Source organism: Mycobacterium sp. D16Q16, from assembly GCF_002013745.1.
In the GTDB taxonomy this organism is placed as follows: Bacteria; Actinomycetota; Actinomycetes; order Mycobacteriales; family Mycobacteriaceae; genus Mycobacterium.
Window position 1 is genome coordinate 42,975 of the sequence record NZ_MAEY01000021.1, and the last position, 16,327, is coordinate 59,301.

Here is a 16,327-nt window from a genome sequence, read left to right on the forward strand (position 1 = left end):
GCGCCTAGCCACAGAAAGCTGTCTGCATAGTGTCTGTATTCGTTGACATCGTTCCTCCCGAAGAATCGCCCGTCGCATCGAAGGAAGCCGCCGCACGCCCGTCGCAATGGCGCCGTCGCCTCACTAATGCCGCGTTGCCGCTGTTGTCGGTGGTCGCCTTCGTCGGCATCTGGCAGCTAGCAGCGGCAAGCGGTATCTGGAACCAGACCTTTGTGCCGTATCCGAGCACCGTCTGGAACGCATTCATCGAGGTCTCCACCAACCACGACGGCGTCCATGGGTACGGCGGCTATCTACTGGCCGAGCACCTGTATATGACGCTGCGCCGCTTGCTTTTCGGTGTGCTCATCGGTGTCACCGGCGGCGTGCTGCTGGGCCTGGTCATGGGATCGGTCGGCTGGGTGCGCAGTGTCCTGGAACCCTGGCTGACCTTCCTGCGCACGCTGCCTCCGCTGGCCTACTTCTTCCTGTTGGTCATCTGGCTGGGTATCGACGAGGCCCCCAAGATCACGCTGCTGGCGTTGGCGGCGCTACCGCCCGCCGCGGTCGCCACCACGGCCGCCGTGGTCGCGGCACCGGTAGGGCTGGTGGAGGCCGCCCGCGCCCTGGGCGCCACCCGCTGGCAGGTAGTCCGCGACGTCGTCATCCCCTCGGCGCTGCCCGAGACATTCACCGGGGTGCGCCTGGCGGTGGGTATGGCCTATTCCTCGGTGGTCGCCGCCGAATTGTTCAACGGCATACCCGGCATCGGCGGCCTGGTGAAAGACGCGCGTAACTACAACAACACCCCGGTCGTGCTCGTCGGAATCTTCTCGATCGGCATTTCGGGACTGGTGATCGACGCGGCGTTGCGCGCAGTGGAGCGCCGTGCGGTGCCGTGGAGGGGAAAGGTATGAGACCGGGCGCAATCGCGGCGGCACTGCTGGTGGCGTTCGGGGTGCTGTCCGGGTGCGCCATCGACCACTCCGGCCTGCAGGATGGCAAGCCGACCATCCGGATCGGCTATCAGAACTTCCCCAGCGGTGACCTTGTCGTCAAGCAAAATCGTTGGCTGGAAACGGCTTTGCCCGAATACAACATCAAGTGGACACGATTTGACTCGGGTGCCGATGTCAACACCGCGTTCATCGCCAGGGAACTGGACTTCGGATCCCTGGGTTCGAGTCCATTCGCGCGCGGGTTGTCGGCCCCGTTGAACATCCCGTACCGCGTGGCGTTCGTCCTCGATGTCGCGGGGGACAACGAGGCGCTGGTGGCCAGCAATCGCAGTGGTGTCACGACGATCGCCGGTCTCAAGGGCAAGCGGGTGGGTACGCCCTTCGCCTCCACCGCGCATTACAGCCTGTTGGCCGCGTTGGCGCAGAACGGACTGTCGGCCAAGGATGTTCAGCTGGTGGACCTGCAGCCACAGGCCGCGCTGGCCGCCTTCGATCGCGGCGATGTGGATGCCGTCTACACCTGGCTGCCCACGGTGGACCAGGTGCGCAAAAACGGCAGAGACCTGATTACCAGCCGGCAGTTGGCCCAGGGGAGCAAGCCCACCCTGGACCTCGCCGCCGTGGCCAACGCGTTCTCCGACGCACACCCGGAGGTTGTCGATGTCTGGCGCCAGCAGCAGGCGAGGGCGCTGAGACTCATCCACGACGACCCGAGCACCGCCGCCAAGGCGATCGCGGCGGAGAACGGGCTCACTCCGCAGGAGGTGGCTGGCCAGCTCAAACAGGGGATCTACCTCACTCCCGGCGAGATTGTCTCACCGAAATGGCTTGGTGAGGACGGAAAGCCGGGCCATATCGCCGTGGATCTGCAGAGCGCGTCGCAGTTCCTGGCCGAGCAAAAGCAGATCCCCACTGCGGCGCCGCTTTCGACGTTCGAGAATGCTGTCTACACGAAGGGTCTGCCCGGTGTCATTAGTCGATGATGTGGAAGCCGCTGCCGAGGAACGGAGCACCGGATCCATCCGGATCAGCGGTGTCACCCACCGGTACGGCAATGGTGCGGCCCGGACGACAGCGCTGGGCCCGGTGGACCTGACCGTCGATCCGGGGACTTTTCTCGTGCTGGTCGGGGCTTCAGGGTGCGGTAAGAGCACCCTGCTGCGGCTCTTGGCCGGATTCGAGTCGCCCAGCGAAGGTGCCGTGCAGGTGGCCGGCGACGCACCCACACCCGGCGTCACCTCAGGGGTCGTGTTCCAGCAGCCGCGTTTGTTTCCCTGGCGCACGGTCGGGGGAAATGTCGAGCTCGCCCTGAAGTACGCAAAGGTGCCCCGGGAGCGATGGGCGCAACGTCGGGACCAGCTGCTTGCCCGCGTTGGGCTGGAAGGTACTGCGGGGCGGCGTATCTGGGAGATCAGCGGCGGCCAGCAGCAGCGGGTGGCCATCGCTCGTGCGCTCGCCGCGGAGACTCCGCTGTTTCTGCTCGACGAGCCCTTCGCGGCGCTTGACGCCCTCACCCGGGAACGCCTCCAAGAGGATGTTCGTCAGGTCAGTGCCGAGTCGGGCCGCACGACGGTGTTCGTCACACACAGTGCCGACGAGGCCGCGTTCCTCGGATCGCGCATCGTGGTGCTGACCCGCCGTCCTGGCCAAGTGGCCCTGGATATCCCGGTGAACCTGCCCAGAACCGGCATCGACCCGGATGATCTACGCCGGTCTCCCGAGTACGCCGAACTGCGCACCGAGGTGGGCAAGGCCGTGAAAGCCGCGGCCGCCTAGCCCGTGTGCTCGCGCAGCAATGCTGCGGCCTCAGTCTGGTACGCGTGCTCTGCCCATTGCAGTGGTGTTGATCCGAAGCGGGTATCAGTCACCGCGCGATCAGCCCCGGCCTCCAGAAGCCGGCGGATCAGCACCAGATCACCGGCCCAGGCCGCCTGGTGCAGCGGTGTCGCACCTTCGTTGTCGCGGGCATTGACGTCGGTGGGGAAGGAGGCCGTCACGAGAGTGGCGCCCGCGGTATCGATTCCGTGCCGGACGAGCAGCTCCAGGCGATCGGTGAACCCGTGCTGGGCGGCCCAGTCGACCTGCCGCCGCCACATCTGCTCGCGGGTCTCCATCGCCTCGCCCAGTCGACGCTCCCATGGGCTCGTGCCGGCGTCGGCCAACCCGTGGGAGAACAGCAGCTCCAGATGCGAGTCGTCGGGACGGAACATCCGGTTGTAAAGGGTCTGCTGGTCCACCGGATGTGCACCCCGCTGCAGCAGCACGGTGGCCAGTGCCTCGGCGAAGGGGTGGCGGGGCTGACGACCGGGCCCCTGCTCACCCTCGCCGAACACGCCCGTCAGGGCGGTGAACGGGGTGGATAGTCCGCGCCACAGATACCCCGAATTCGGGTCGGCTCCGCCGTCGAGAAGAAGGTGCGCGGCCGCCAGCGTGTCGGCCTCAGTGCGGCCCAGCGGTGCCCGTCCGTAGCACAGGTACATCAGCGGGGACCAGCCGTACGGACCGCCGCTCGTGGTCGCCAGTGCCGGTTGCGCCGCCAGATGACGTGCGAGCGCGACCGGATCCGCGGCGGACGCGGCAGCCCACACATGCCGATCCACCAGTGCGGGATCGGCAGCCACCAGATCGGCCGCTGCCTGCCAGCGCGGCGGTTCGTCGTCCTCGTCGTACCGCAACGAGGCCAGGGCGCAGAACCGGTCGGCCGCGCAGAGGTCCGGTTCATCGACCGCGCTCGGATCGGTGCTGAGCCCGGCGGCAAGCTCCACATAGTGCACGAGCGCGGGCCAGCCGGTAAAACCGTAGCGGCGGGCGACCGTCAACTGGGCATCGTGCAGCGCGAATCGGTCACCCGCCAAGGCGATATCGGAACGTGGGTGGTGCTGACGCACCATGCCGATCGCTTCGGGATCCGCGGTGCGCACCGCGCGCTGAAGTTCGCGCGCGTCATCGCGGATGCGATCGAGTGACGGATTGGTGGGAAGGGTGCTGGCCATGACGGCCTCCTCTCGTGAACCCGATGTCCGCGAGACCGGGTGTGAGAAGAGGTCGGCTAAACCACGTCAAAGACGGCAGGGAGGCTGAGCCTCTTCGGGCGGACACCGGGCGCTCCTGCACGCCCGGCACCCACATTACCGCGCTAGAGCGCGGGGCGACGGTGTGCCCACGGCTCGGTTGCCTCGAGCTGAGCGGCCAGCCGGATGAGCAGCGATTCACCGCCCAATGGCGCGACAAACTGCACGCCGAGCGGCAGGCCCTTCGGGGTCTGATACAACGGCAATGAAATCGCCGGGCGCCCAGTGAGATTCGCCAACTGGGTGTACGGGACCCAGCCGAGATTGTCGTTGATCATGCTGTCGACGATGTTCGCGTACTTGAGCACGCGGGCAGTCTTGGTGCGCAGCAGTAGATCGGATACCGCCGCCAGCGGCGCCGGGAGATTGAACTCGCCGATCCGCGGCGGAGTCTTGGCGAGTGTGGGTGTGAGCAGCAGGTCGTAGTCGCCGAAGAAGGTCGCCAGTTCCCGTACGTAGTTGTGTCGGCGTTCCACGGCCGCAACGTAATCGGGGCCGCTGGTGGCGCGGCCCAGAGCGGCGATGAGCAGGGTGTCGCGCTCGAACCCCTCGTCGCCCGCCCCGGTCAGCTTCTTGGTGTCGTCCACCTCGTAGGCGGCGTGCACAAACCAGGTCAGCAGGAAGTCGCGGGCGAGCTGCCCGTCGTCGTAGGGGGCGCTCACCTCTTCGACCTCATGGCCCAGGTGAGTCAGGAGGCGCACCGCGGCCTCGACGGCGGCCACCGCGGCGGGATCGGGATTCGGGGTGATGACGGTGGGGATGCGCACCCCGATCCGCAGCTTGCCGGGATCCCGGCCCACTTGCGAGGCATACGAATCCTCGGGCATCGCCGGAAGATACGGCGATGTGGGCTCGGGGCCGGAGATGATGTCGAGCATGGCGGCGGTATCGCGGACGGTGCGCGAGACCGTGCCGCTGACCGCCGCACCGTGCATGGGCTCACCGGCACCCGGACCCATCGGAGTGATACCGCGACCGGGCTTGAGACCCACCAGGCCACAGCATCCCGCGGGGATGCGGATCGACCCGCCCCCATCACTGGCACCGGCCACCGGCACGATTCCCGCGGCCACGGCAGCGGCAGAACCACCCGAGGATCCACCCGGGGTGCGGCTCAGATCCCACGGATTACGGCTTGGCCCAAAGAGTTCCGGCTCGGTGATGCCCTTCGACCCGAATTCGGGGGTATTGGTCTTACCGAAGATGACAAGACCGGCGTCGAGCCAGCGCTGCACGATGGTGGAGTGTTCCGGGGCGGGGCGGGTGGACAACGCCCGGCACCCCCCGGAGGTCGGGTGGCCCTTGTAGTCCTGGCCAAGGTCCTTGATGAGAAAGGGCACTCCGGCGAACGGTCCGGTCAGCTCACCGGCGACCTGCGCGTCGGCCTCGGGGATGGTTCGGACGATGGCACCGATGTCAGGGTTGACCGCTGCCGACCGGGCGCGCGCGGCGGCGAGTAGCTCGGCAGGACTGACCTGCTTGGTGGCGACCAGCTCCGCGAGGCCGGTGGCGTCGTGTTGGCGGTATTCGGAGAAATCCACCCGGCCAGCCTATGCGGCTTCAGAGGATCAGGCGTTGGCCTTCTTCAGCACATCGTTGTAGATGGCGACGATCTTCTCGGTCTGCAGCGACTGACGTGGCTCGTCCTGGTGCGCGGCGACAACTTCGGTCATCTGTCGCAGTTTGCCGCGGTCATCGGCCAGCGAGCGGATGGCCGCGGCGATCGCCTCGACGGACTCGTTCTTCGTCACCAGGCCACCGCCGTCGGGCACCGATTCGCCGAGGATCTCGTCGCAGAAAATTACGGGCGTCGACATCGAAATTGCTTCCAGCAGAACCAGTCCCTGAGTGTCGAAACCGTAGGACGTGAACAACAGGGCGCTGCTGGCTCCCATCGCCGCCAGGCAGCTGTCCTGGCTGACCCGCCCGCGCAACCGGATCCGGTTGGAGGCTCCGTGCGAGTCGACGTACTTCTTGATGGCATGTTCGAGGTGACCGTCGCCGTAGATGTCCATGACGCAGTTCTTGACCTGGGTGGCGGCCTTCACGGCCTCCAGCACCCGCTTCTCCGGGGAGAGGCGTCCGCACCAGATCAGCCGCAGCGGCTCATCGTCGGTCGGCTTGTCGTCGGCGGCCTCCCGGGCGATGTCCACCAGCTCGTCGTCGACACCGTTCGAGACCACCGAGATGGGCCGACGCAGACCGCGGTCGGTGAGGGCCTGGGCGAAGTGCGTCGTCGGGGTGATCTCGTGGTCCACGGCCTGCGCCTGAGCCATCATCAGCTGCCATGCCCGCCGCGATGCGGCGGACTCCGGCACCGTCGTCAGGTGGAAATCCCTGGGCAGGTGGCGCTCCTGCATCTGGCTGAAGATCCACGCCAGCAGCAGCGGGTTGGGGCTGGCCTTCTCGAAGTAGACGTCGTAGCGGGTGTGCTTGGTCTGCACCACCGGGATGCCGTTGCGGCGGGCGGCTTCCACACCGGCGATGCACACTCCCAGGTCGCCCTGGCTGTGGATGATGTCGATGGGTCCGCGGGCGCGAAGCTCCCGGTCGATCAGCTCCCTGTTCGCGGTTCCCGGCCATACGAAGGTGAAGTCGTCGTGCTTGCCGAGCTTGCGCATCGCCTCCGCCACGAACGGCACGGGCTTGACCTCGACGACGTTCGGGTCGGGGTCGACGGTGTGGGCCAGGGGTGCGGTGAACACCGTCACCTTGTGCCCCAGCCGCTCCAGACCGTGACGCTGCCGGGCCACCGAGATCTGCGCCCCGCCCAGGCTCTCGGGATGAAGATCGGTGAACAGCGCAATATGCATCGTCGAAACCTTGTCGTTGTGTGCCAGTACGGCGTGCGGAAACCGGGCCCAACCCGAACCGAACCGTATCGGATCGCCGGTCGTGCTGCTGAGATACCCAGACAGAAGGCCCTGAGAAAGGCCAGCCTCCCCGCCACCGATGGCCTCACCCAGTACGCTCGATGCTGTGCAGCGTCGAATTATGGGGATCGAGACCGAGTTCGGCGTCACGTGCACTTTTCACGGCCACCGGCGGCTGAGCCCGGACGAGGTTGCCCGCTATCTATTCCGTCGCGTGGTGTCCTGGGGGCGCAGTTCCAACGTGTTCCTGCGCAATGGCGCACGGCTCTACCTCGATGTGGGCAGCCACCCCGAATACGCCACCGCCGAATGCGACAGCCTGGTGCAGCTGGTCACCCACGACCGTGCCGGCGAACGCGTTCTGGAGGACCTGCTCATCGACGCCGAGCAGCGCCTGTCTGATGAGGGCATCGGCGGCGACATCTACCTGTTCAAGAACAACACCGACTCGGCCGGTAACTCCTACGGCTGCCATGAGAACTACCTCATCGTGCGGGCGGGGGAGTTCTCCCGGATTTCCGATGTGTTGCTGCCGTTCCTGGTGACCCGCCAGCTGATCTGTGGCGCCGGCAAGATACTGCAAACCCCCAAGGCGGCGACCTTCTGCTTGTCGCAACGTGCTGAACACATTTGGGAAGGCGTCTCCTCGGCGACCACTCGCAGTCGTCCCATCATCAACACGCGCGATGAGCCACACGCGGACGCCGAGAAGTACCGGCGCCTGCACGTCATCGTCGGCGACTCCAACATGTCTGAGTCGACCACCATGCTCAAGGTCGGCACCGCCGCGCTGGTGCTGGAGATGATCGAAAGTGGCGTCGCCTTCCGGGACTTCTCGCTGGATAACCCGATCCGAGCCATCCGTGAGGTCAGCCATGACCTCACGGGCCGCCGCCCCGTCCGGCTCGCCGGGGGACGTCAGGCCAGTGCCCTGGACATCCAGCGCGAGTACCACGCCCGCGCCGTCGAGCATCTGAATACCCGCGAGCCGAACGCGCAGGTGGAGCAGGTCGTGGAGCTCTGGGGCCGTACGCTGGATGCTGTTGAGGCCCAGGACTTCTCGAAGGTCGACACCGAGATCGACTGGGTGATCAAGCGCAAACTGTTCCAGCGCTATCAGGACCGCTACAACATGGAGCTGTCCGATCCGAAGATTGCCCAGCTGGACCTGGCCTATCACGACATCAAGCGCGGACGGGGTGTGTTCGACCTGTTGCAGCGCAAGGGGTTGGCCGCCCGGGTCACCACTGACGAGGAGATCAAGGCAGCCGTCGATCAGCCGCCGCAGACCACCCGGGCCAAGCTCCGCGGCGATTTCATCACTGCCGCTCAGGAGGCCGGCCGCGATTTCACCGTCGACTGGGTGCACCTCAAGCTCAACGACCAGGCGCAGCGCACGGTGTTGTGCAAGGACCCGTTCCGGTCCGTCGACGAGCGGGTGGAACGGCTCATCGCCAGCATGTAGCGGGATTCCGCTGCGATCGTGATGCTTCCGTCGACCGTCGAACAAACTTTCGCAACACCCCCTAAAGTGCTGGCAGGAAACACGCCATAGTCCTCTAAGCTTTCCGCCGTGGCGATCTCCAAAGTCGAGCGGTTGATGAACCTGGTGATCTGCCTGCTGTCCACCCGTACCTATGTCACCGCCGAACGCATCCGTACGTCGGTGGCGGGTTACTCGGATTCGCCGAGCGACGAGGCCTTCAGCCGCATGTTCGAGCGCGATAAGAACGAGCTGCGCGATCTGGGCATCCCGCTGGAGACGGGGAAGGTGTCGTCCTTCGACGCCACCGAGGGGTATCGCATCCGCCGCGACGCCTACGAGCTGCCCGATATCACCCTCACCGCGGACGAGTCCGCGGCCGTCGCGGTTGCCACCCAGCTGTGGCAGTCACCCGAGTTGGTCACCGCCGCGCAGGGCGCGCTGATGAAGCTGCGCGCGGCGGGGGTGGACGTCGACCTTGCCGGCGAGAACGTTTCGGTATTGGCACCTACAGCCATGCCCGGCGGCCGTGGATCGGAATCGGTGCTACGGATCCTGCTGTCCGCCATCGACTCCGGTCAGGCTGTGCAATTCAGTCACCGGCCCTCGCGCGCCGAGCCATATGTCACGCGCACCGTCGAGCCCTGGGGCGTGATCACCGATCGCGGGCGCTGGTACCTCGTCGGACATGACCGGGACCGGGACGCCACCCGCACTTTCCGGCTCTCCCGCATCGGGGAGGACGTCACGATGCTCGAGAAACCGGGAACGGTACGGCGCCCCGAAGGGGTGGACCTGCGCGCCATCGTGGCCAGGGCTGTCGGCGACGGCCCGGTGCGGATCACCGCGCGAGTGTGGATCGCCGAAGGACGCGCCCAGGAGCTGCGCCGGATGGGTGCTGTCGTCGAACCACAGCGGCGCGGAGAGCGCGACGGGGATGTGGTCGAGATCGAGGTGGCCTCACCCGACCGCCTGGTTCGCTCGATCGCCTCGCACGGCGCCGATGCGGTCGCGTTGGAGCCGGCACAGGTGCGCGATGAGGTCATCACTCGTCTTCAGGAGCACGCAGGAGTCACGGCATGACCGAGCTGTCGAATCGCCTGACCCGGCTTCTGAACATGGTTCCGTACTTCCAGGCGAATCCGGGCATCAGCGCCGCCGATGCCGCCGCGGACCTGGGCGTCACGACCAAACAGCTGATGGCCGATCTGAACCAGCTGTGGATGTGTGGCCTGCCCGGTTACGGTCCCGGCGATCTGATCGATCTCTCCTTCTCCGAGGAGAGCATCGAGGTCACGTTCTCGGCCGGTATCGACCGTCCACTGCGCCTCACCTCGCCGGAGGCCACGGCACTGCTGGTCGCCCTGCGCGCCCTGCTGGACATGCCCGGCACCGTCGACCCGGAGGCCGCGCGCAGTGCTATCGCCAAGATCGAGGATGCGGCCGGGGCCGGGGACGAGTCGCTGGGGCGAAGAGAATCAAACACCGAGTCGGTTGGTTTACCGGGGACTCCCGTGGAGTCCGAGGCGGTCTCCGCGGTGCGTTCAGCCGTGCGTCACCGCAAGGCGCTGCGCATCGAGTACTACTCGGCATCGCGAGACGCGTTGTCGGAGCGGATAGTCGATCCCATTCGGATCGCAGTGGTGGGGGACCACAGCTACCTGGAGGCGTGGTGTCGCGCATCGGAGGGTGTGCGGTTGTTCCGGTTCGACAGGATCGAACAGGCCGAGGTCCTCGACCAGCGCGCGGCGCCCCCCGCTCCCGCGGTCCAGACGGCCACCGACACCGGTCTGTTCGAGGCGGATCCGGCGCTTCCCGCGGCCACGGTGCTGGTCGGCCCGAGTGCGTCCTGGGTTTTCGATTACTTCCCGATGCGGCCCACCGGTGCCCAGCATGCCGACGGATCGGTGGAGGCCGCCATGACCTACGCCTCCGAGGACTGGATGGCGCGGCTGATCCTCGGGTTCGGATCGGCGATCCGGGTGCTGGCACCGGAGTCGTTGGCGCGGCGGGTACGCGCTGATGCGGCGGTGGCGCTGGCGGCGTATCAGGCCAGCTGACCGCAACCAGCCCTGGGGTAGCATTCAGGGCAGACACGACGCCAGAGGAGGTGACCACGTTGGGCGGTCTGCAACCCATGCACTGGGTGATCGTAATTGTGGTGTTCGCGCTGCTCTTCGGAGCCAAGAAGCTGCCGGATCTCGCGCGTTCGCTGGGTAAGTCGCTGCGGATCTTCAAGTCCGAAGTCAAAGAACTGCAAAACGAGGGAAATTCTGCGAAGGCGTCCGACACCCCACAAGCCGTGGAGCAGCAGCAAGTGCCTCCGGCTACCGCGGTGGAAGCACCCCCGATCGAATCGACTCCCGGTCACAAGCCCACTGCCTAGCCGCGTTCCGCCGCGATAGGCCGGCCGGATAGGTCATGCGTTCATGAATAAGGTCCTGGGTGCTCTTGGGCTGCGGCGAAAATCCAGGCAACCCAAAAATCCCGATGGCACCATGTCGCTCATCGAGCATCTGCAGGAGCTGCGCACCCGCCTGCTGATCTCGGTGGCGGCGGTCCTGCTGACCACCATCATCGGTTTCCTCTGGTACGAGCACACAATGCTCGGCATCGAGAGCCTCGGTGAATGGCTGCGTGAGCCGTACTGCTCGCTTCCGGCGAGCGCTCGCGCCAATCTCAGCGCGGACGGGGCTTGTCGGCTGTTGGCCACCGCACCCTTCGAGCAGTTCATGCTGCGCCTCAAGGTGGGCCTGACGGCCGGCGTGGTGCTGGCCTGCCCGGTGTGGCTGTACCAGATCTGGCGGTTCATCACTCCTGGCCTGTACCGCAACGAACGCAAGTTCGCGTTCATCTTCGTCGCCGCGGCCGCAGTGCTGTTCATCGCCGGCGCGCTGTTGGCCTACCTGGTGCTGGCCAAGGCCCTGCACTTCCTCTTGACGGTGGGCAGCGATGTTCAGGTCACCGGGCTCAAGGGTGACGAGTACTTCAGCTTCCTGATCAACCTGTTGCTGGTGTTCGGTGTCAGCTTCGAGTTCCCGCTGCTGCTCGTCATGCTGAACTTTGTCGGAATCATCTCCTACGCCAAGCTCAAGAATTGGCGCCGCGGCATCATCTTCGGCCTGTTCGTCTTCGCGGCCTTCGCGACGCCGGGATCCGACCCGTTCTCGATGACGGCACTGGGGCTCGCGCTGACCCTGCTGCTGGAGTTCTCCATTCAGGTGGCCCGGGTGCACGACAGGCGCAAGGCCAGGCGGGAGGCCGCGCAGGAACTCAGCGATGACGAGGCCTCCGCGCTGGACGCGCCCGAGGCCATTGCCGCGCCCGAACCGATCGGTCCCCCCGAGCGGTTTGACAACATGGGCAAGTGACCAGCATCGGAACCGAACTGAGTGCGTTCTCCCAAGGGCTGAGTTTCGCTCTCGATCCGTTCCAGGTCCGCGCGTGTACCGCGCTGGAGAACGGACACGGCGTGCTGGTCTGCGCGCCCACCGGCGCGGGTAAGACCATCGTCGGAGAATTCGCGGTACACCTGGCCCTGGCTGCCGGGCGCAAGTGCTTCTACACCACCCCGATCAAGGCGCTGAGCAACCAGAAGTACAACGACCTGGTCTCGGTGTACGGGCCGGAGAAGGTCGGCTTGCTCACCGGAGACTCGTCGATCAACTCCGATGCCCCGGTGGTGGTGATGACTACCGAGGTGCTGCGCAACATGCTGTACGCAGATTCTCCAGCGCTGCATGGTCTTTCGTATGTCGTGATGGATGAGGTGCACTTCCTGGCCGACCGGTTCCGCGGTGCGGTCTGGGAAGAGGTGATCCTGCACCTGCCCGAGGATGTCGCTTTGGCCAGTCTGTCGGCCACGGTGAGCAACGCCGAGGAATTCGGCGGCTGGATCAAGACGGTCCGCGGAGATACCGCTGTGGTGGTCGACGAGACCCGGCCGGTTCCGCTGTGGCAGCACGTCATAGTCGGGCGGCGGCTGTTCGACCTGTTCGATTACGACGGTAAGAAAACCGACGTCGATCCGGAGCTCACGCGCTACATAGCCCAACGGCGCCAGGCGGATCGCTTCGCGGACTTCGACCGCCCACACCGGCGGCCGCACCAGGGCGGGCCGAACCAGCGTTCGGGGAGGCCGCCCACCCTCTATCGTCCGCCGTCGCGACCCGAAGTCATCACCCGGCTCGATGAGGATGGGCTGCTTCCCGCGATTACGTTCATCTTCTCGCGCGCCGGCTGCGATGGCGCTGTGGCGCAATGCCTTCGGTCCCGGTTGCGCTTGACCACCGAGGAGGAGCGGCGGGAGATCGTCTCCGTCATCGATCGCCGCACCGAGGGGCTGCCCGAGGGCGACCTGGACGTGCTCGGGTACTGGCAGTGGCGGGAGGGGCTGCTGCGCGGTATCGCCGCTCACCATGCGGGCATGCTGCCCGTGTTCCGGCACACCGTCGAGGAGCTGTTCACCAAGGGGCTGGTGAAGGCGGTGTTCGCCACCGAGACACTGGCATTGGGCATCAACATGCCCGCGCGCACGGTCGTGCTGGAGCGGTTGGTCAAGTTCAACGGAGAGCAGCACGCGGCGTTGACTCCCGGCGAGTACACCCAGCTGACCGGGCGTGCGGGCCGGCGCGGCATCGACGTCGAGGGACACGCCGTCGTGTTGTGGACACCCGAGGTGGAGCCCAGCGAGATCGCGGGACTGGCGTCTACCCGCACCTTCCCGCTGCGCAGCTCCTTTGCGCCGTCGTACAACATGACGATCAATCTGGTGCACCGCATGGGCCCGGGTCCGGCACGCGAACTGCTGGAGCGATCCTTCGCGCAGTTCCAGGCAGACCGCTCGGTGGTGGGATTGGTGCGCGGCATCGAACGTGGTCAGAAGATGCTCGACGAGATCGCCAATGAGCTTGACGGACATGATGGTTCGGTTCTGCAGTACGTCCGGTTACGTGGCAACCTCGCCGAGCGTGAGCGCGCCGCCGCACGCGCGTCGCGGCTCGAACGTCGTGGCGCGGCCAATGATGCCCTGGCCGCGCTCAAGCGGGGTGATGTCATCGCGATTCCCCATGGCCGTCGCAACGGTGTGGCCGTGGTGCTGGAGCCGGCCAACGACAACGATGACCCCCGGCCGTTGGTCTTGACCGAACACCGTTGGGCCGGGCGGATTTCGGCGGCGGATTACACGGCAGGCGCTGAACCGCTCGGATCCATCGCACTGCCCAAGCGCGTCGAGCATCGTCAGCCCAAGGTGCGGCGTGATGTGGCGTCGGCGCTGCGCTCAGCACTCGACGAGGGCCGCGTCCGCAGGCCGCAACCGGTGAAGGGCCGCAAGAACGGTACCGACGCCGACGGCTCGGATCTTGGCGTCGAGGTCGAACGATTACGTCATGAGATCAGGCAGCACCCGGTGCATCGCGCCCCCAACCGCGAGGAGCTGGCGCGTACAGCAGAGCGCTATCTGCGCATCGAACGCGATAACGCCCAACTGCAGAAGAAGGTGTCGGCCGCGACCAATTCACTCGCGCGCACTTTTGACCGGATCCTGGCGCTGCTCACCGAACGCGGGTACGTCGAGGACAGCGCCGAGCTCGGGATGAAGGTCACCGACGACGGCATGCTGCTGGCCCGTATCTACAGCGAAAGCGACCTGCTGGTGGCCGAATGTCTGCGGCGCGGGCTGTGGGCAGGGCTCAAACCCGCGGAGCTGGCCGCCGTGGCATCCGCCGTGCTGTACGAGTCGCGGGGTGACGCGGTGTCGGCGACGGGCGAGGCGCCCACGGCTGCGCTGCGGGCGGCACTTGCCGAGACCCACCGGGCACTGGCCCGGCTGCGCCGCGATGAACAGCAGCATCAGCTTTCGCCCACTCGCGAGGTCGACGAGGGCTTCGTCGCGGCGGTGTACCGGTGGGCGACGACCGGGGATCTGGCGGCGTCGCTGGAGGCCGCCGGCGATACGGGTACCGCACTGCCGGCAGGTGATTTCGTGCGGTGGTGCCGGCAAGTGGTTGATCTGCTCGACCAGATCAACAAGGCCGCGCCCGACGCCGAGGTGCGCTCGGTGGCACGGGCCGCGGTCGGCGACGTGCGGCGTGGCGTCGTCGCCGTTGATGGCACATAAGGTCGAGCAAACGCTAAGGTGGAGCGTCAGCACGCTTTCACATCGGTAACCAACACCGGTAAGTAACAATGTCGCGACACGGGAGGAACGATGAGCGGTCCACAGGGAACGGAACCTGGCGGACAGTGGGCGCCGCAACCTGGGCAAGGCCCAGAGCCCTGGCAGACACCGCAATCCTCAGATCCGGCAGGGCAGGGCGAGCAGGGTTGGCAGCAGCCGGCCTACGGTCAGGGACAGCAGTATCCGCAGTACCAGCAGCCGGGTTTCCCGGGTGGTGGATTTGGGGATCCTAGCCAGTTCGGCCAGCAGCCCGGTCAGCAGGGATTCGGCGAGCCGAGTCAGTTCGGACAGCCTGGCGCCTACGGCCAGCCGGGACAGTACGGACAACAGGGTGGATACCCGGGCCAGTACGGGCAGCAGCAGGGACAGCCGTTCCCGCAGTTCGGTGCCGGTAAGCCGCAGCGTTCCACCAAGACCATCGCGATCATCGGCGGCATTGTCGCGGCCGCGGTGATCCTGATCGTGGTACTGGTTACCGCCTTCCTGGCTCCCGGCTGGGCCATGACCACGACCCTGGACGTCAGCAAGGCGCAAGAGGGCGTGACCAAGGTTCTCACCGACGAGACCAACGGATACGGCGCCAAGAACGTCAAGGATGTCAAGTGCAATGACGGCAAAAACCCCGAGGTGAAGAAGGGTGCCACCTTCAACTGCGATGTCAGCATTGACGGCACCAAGCGTCAGGTCACCGTGACGTTCCAGAACGACAAGGGCACCTACGAGGTAGGCCGCCCCAAGTAAAGAGGTTCTCACGAAAACGCCGAGTGTGCCCTCCGCGCACTCGGCGTTTTTGTGTTCAGGGGAGTCCGTCGAGCGCCTTCTGCAAGCGTGTGATCGCCGACCCGATGCCCCATTCAGCGCCCAGTTCGGCGACGCGCTGCGGATCTCGCGCTGTCAGCGGTAGCGCATCGCTGTCCCGATCGATCGTGACCGGCGCATCCGCGGCCACCCGCACCACCGGTTCGGCAGCCGCGATGTAGTCGGTGGCGGCCAGCAGCCTGGCGCGAACCGCCTTGGACAGCCCGGATTTTGGATCGTCGGCGGCGGCGAGAATGCCGGTCAGCGACCCGTACTCGGCGAGCAGCTTGGCCGCCGTTTTCTCGCCTACGCCGGCGACACCGGGCAGCCCGTCGGACGGGTCGCCGCGCAGCAGAGCGAGCTCCGCGTACGCCGCGCCGGCACGCTCCGCGGGCACTCCGTACTGCTCGGAAACCTCTGCCGGCCCGAACAATGTGGCCTTGGCGAACCCGCGTCCCATGTAGAAGACGCGCACCGGGACCGGGGCATCGGTGACCACCTGCAGTAGGTCTCGATCTCCGCTGACCACGATGACCGGGTCCCGGCGTTCGGTCGCCGCCAGGGTGCCCAGCACGTCATCAGCCTCGAAGCCGGGTGCCCCCGCTGACGCGATACCGAATGCGTCCAACATGGCGGCGATCATGTCGACCTGGGGTGTCAGCTCGTCGGGCACCTCTTCAACGTCAACCTCTGTCGCGATCTCCTCGACGACTCTGTGCGCCTTGTAGGAGGGGATGGCGGCAACGCGCCAGGCCGGACGCCAATCCAGATCCAGGCACACCACCAGCCGATGGGGCCGGTGCAGGGTAACGAGCTGCGACATCGTGTCCAGGAACCCGCGGACGGCGTTGACGGGTCTGCCGTCGGGGGACGTGATGGAATCGGGAACTCCGAAGTACGAACGGAACCACAGGCTGGCGCCATCGAGCAGCAGGACGGGTCGCGCGAGATCATCTGACACGGCACTCAACCTATGCCAGATA

Annotated in this window: 14 protein-coding genes; 10 read left to right on the forward strand and 4 right to left on the reverse strand. The window is 66.3% G+C overall.

Annotated features, from left to right (window positions below; translation table 11 throughout):
• The first annotated feature begins 29 nt into the window (after positions 1–29).
• Genes B4394_RS19440 through B4394_RS19450 form a run of 3 tightly spaced genes read left to right on the forward strand, consistent with a single transcriptional unit; the run spans position 30 to position 2,714 of the window.
• Positions 30–896, forward strand: coding sequence for an ABC transporter permease (locus tag B4394_RS19440; RefSeq protein WP_078315995.1), 867 nt, complete (start codon positions 30–32; stop codon positions 894–896).
• Complete coding sequence (locus tag B4394_RS19445; protein WP_078311720.1) at positions 893–1,921, forward strand: taurine ABC transporter substrate-binding protein; 1,029 nt, start codon at positions 893–895, stop codon at positions 1,919–1,921. The genes B4394_RS19440 and B4394_RS19445 overlap by 4 nt, the downstream gene beginning before the upstream one ends.
• On the forward strand, positions 1,905–2,714 hold the full coding sequence (locus B4394_RS19450) for an ABC transporter ATP-binding protein (RefSeq protein ID WP_078315996.1): 810 nt from the start codon (positions 1,905–1,907) through the stop codon (positions 2,712–2,714). The genes B4394_RS19445 and B4394_RS19450 overlap by 17 nt, the downstream gene beginning before the upstream one ends.
• Here the strand turns inward: B4394_RS19450 and B4394_RS19455 are convergent.
• The 3 genes from B4394_RS19455 to B4394_RS19465 form a co-directional block, all read right to left on the reverse strand.
• Positions 2,711–3,931 carry an ankyrin repeat domain-containing protein gene (locus B4394_RS19455; protein ID WP_078315997.1) on the reverse strand — a complete coding sequence of 407 codons (1,221 nt, stop codon included), beginning with the start codon at positions 3,929–3,931 and terminating at the stop codon, positions 2,711–2,713. The genes B4394_RS19450 and B4394_RS19455 overlap by 4 nt on opposite strands.
• Before the next feature lie 143 nt (positions 3,932–4,074).
• Positions 4,075–5,550, reverse strand: a complete 1,476-nt coding sequence (locus B4394_RS19460) for an amidase (protein ID WP_078311717.1) — start codon at positions 5,548–5,550, stop codon at positions 4,075–4,077.
• 27 nt (positions 5,551–5,577) lie between these two features.
• Positions 5,578–6,822, reverse strand: a complete 1,245-nt coding sequence (locus tag B4394_RS19465; RefSeq protein WP_078311716.1) for a glycosyltransferase — start codon at positions 6,820–6,822, stop codon at positions 5,578–5,580.
• Positions 6,823–6,988: 166 nt separating this feature from the next.
• On the opposite strand from B4394_RS19465, the gene pafA reads away from it, so the two are divergent.
• The 7 genes from pafA (at position 6,989) to B4394_RS19500 (ending at position 15,287) form a co-directional block, all read left to right on the forward strand.
• Entirely contained in the window at positions 6,989–8,347 is a 1,359-nt protein-coding gene (pafA, locus tag B4394_RS19470; protein WP_109556025.1) for a Pup--protein ligase, read from the forward strand.
• A 108-nt stretch (positions 8,348–8,455) separates the two neighbouring features.
• The gene (locus B4394_RS19475; protein WP_078315998.1) at positions 8,456–9,448 is read left to right on the forward strand and encodes a helix-turn-helix transcriptional regulator; all 993 of its coding nucleotides are present in this window, start codon (positions 8,456–8,458) and stop codon (positions 9,446–9,448) included.
• A complete protein-coding gene (locus B4394_RS19480; protein ID WP_078311713.1) occupies positions 9,445–10,425 on the forward strand; it encodes a helix-turn-helix transcriptional regulator in 981 nt (326 codons plus the stop codon). Before B4394_RS19475 ends, B4394_RS19480 begins: the two co-directional genes overlap by 4 nt.
• 59 nt (positions 10,426–10,484) lie before the next feature.
• Positions 10,485–10,751: a Sec-independent protein translocase subunit TatA gene (tatA, locus tag B4394_RS19485; protein ID WP_176138342.1), complete on the forward strand. Its 267-nt coding sequence runs from the start codon at positions 10,485–10,487 to the stop codon at positions 10,749–10,751.
• Positions 10,752–10,863: 112 nt separating this feature from the next.
• A complete protein-coding gene (gene tatC, locus B4394_RS19490) occupies positions 10,864–11,736 on the forward strand; it encodes a twin-arginine translocase subunit TatC (RefSeq protein WP_078316000.1) in 873 nt (290 codons plus the stop codon).
• Complete coding sequence (locus B4394_RS19495; RefSeq protein WP_078316001.1) at positions 11,733–14,486, forward strand: DEAD/DEAH box helicase; 2,754 nt, start codon at positions 11,733–11,735, stop codon at positions 14,484–14,486. The genes tatC and B4394_RS19495 overlap by 4 nt, the downstream gene beginning before the upstream one ends.
• 90 nt (positions 14,487–14,576) lie before the next feature.
• Positions 14,577–15,287 carry a DUF4333 domain-containing protein gene (locus B4394_RS19500; RefSeq protein ID WP_078316002.1) on the forward strand — a complete coding sequence of 237 codons (711 nt, stop codon included), beginning with the start codon at positions 14,577–14,579 and terminating at the stop codon, positions 15,285–15,287.
• 55 nt (positions 15,288–15,342) lie between these two features.
• Here the strand turns inward: B4394_RS19500 and B4394_RS19505 are convergent, their stop codons facing one another.
• A complete protein-coding gene (locus B4394_RS19505) occupies positions 15,343–16,278 on the reverse strand; it encodes a 5'-3' exonuclease (RefSeq protein WP_078311836.1) in 936 nt (311 codons plus the stop codon).
• Positions 16,279–16,327 lie beyond the last annotated feature (49 nt).

Bases quoted from the DNA above. Each gene is read 5' to 3' on its own strand.
- B4394_RS19500 (WP_078316002.1), top strand. From the start codon at position 14,577: ATGAGCGGTCCACAGGGAACGGAACCTGGCGGACAGTGGGCGCCGCAA.
- B4394_RS19465 (WP_078311716.1), bottom strand. From the start codon at position 6,822: ATGCATATTGCGCTGTTCACCGATCTTCATCCCGAGAGCCTGGGCGGG.
- B4394_RS19455 (WP_078315997.1), bottom strand. From the start codon at position 3,931: ATGGCCAGCACCCTTCCCACCAATCCGTCACTCGATCGCATCCGCGAT.
- B4394_RS19445 (WP_078311720.1), top strand. From the start codon at position 893: ATGAGACCGGGCGCAATCGCGGCGGCACTGCTGGTGGCGTTCGGGGTG.
- B4394_RS19480 (WP_078311713.1), top strand. From the start codon at position 9,445: ATGACCGAGCTGTCGAATCGCCTGACCCGGCTTCTGAACATGGTTCCG.
- tatC (WP_078316000.1), top strand. From the start codon at position 10,864: ATGTCGCTCATCGAGCATCTGCAGGAGCTGCGCACCCGCCTGCTGATC.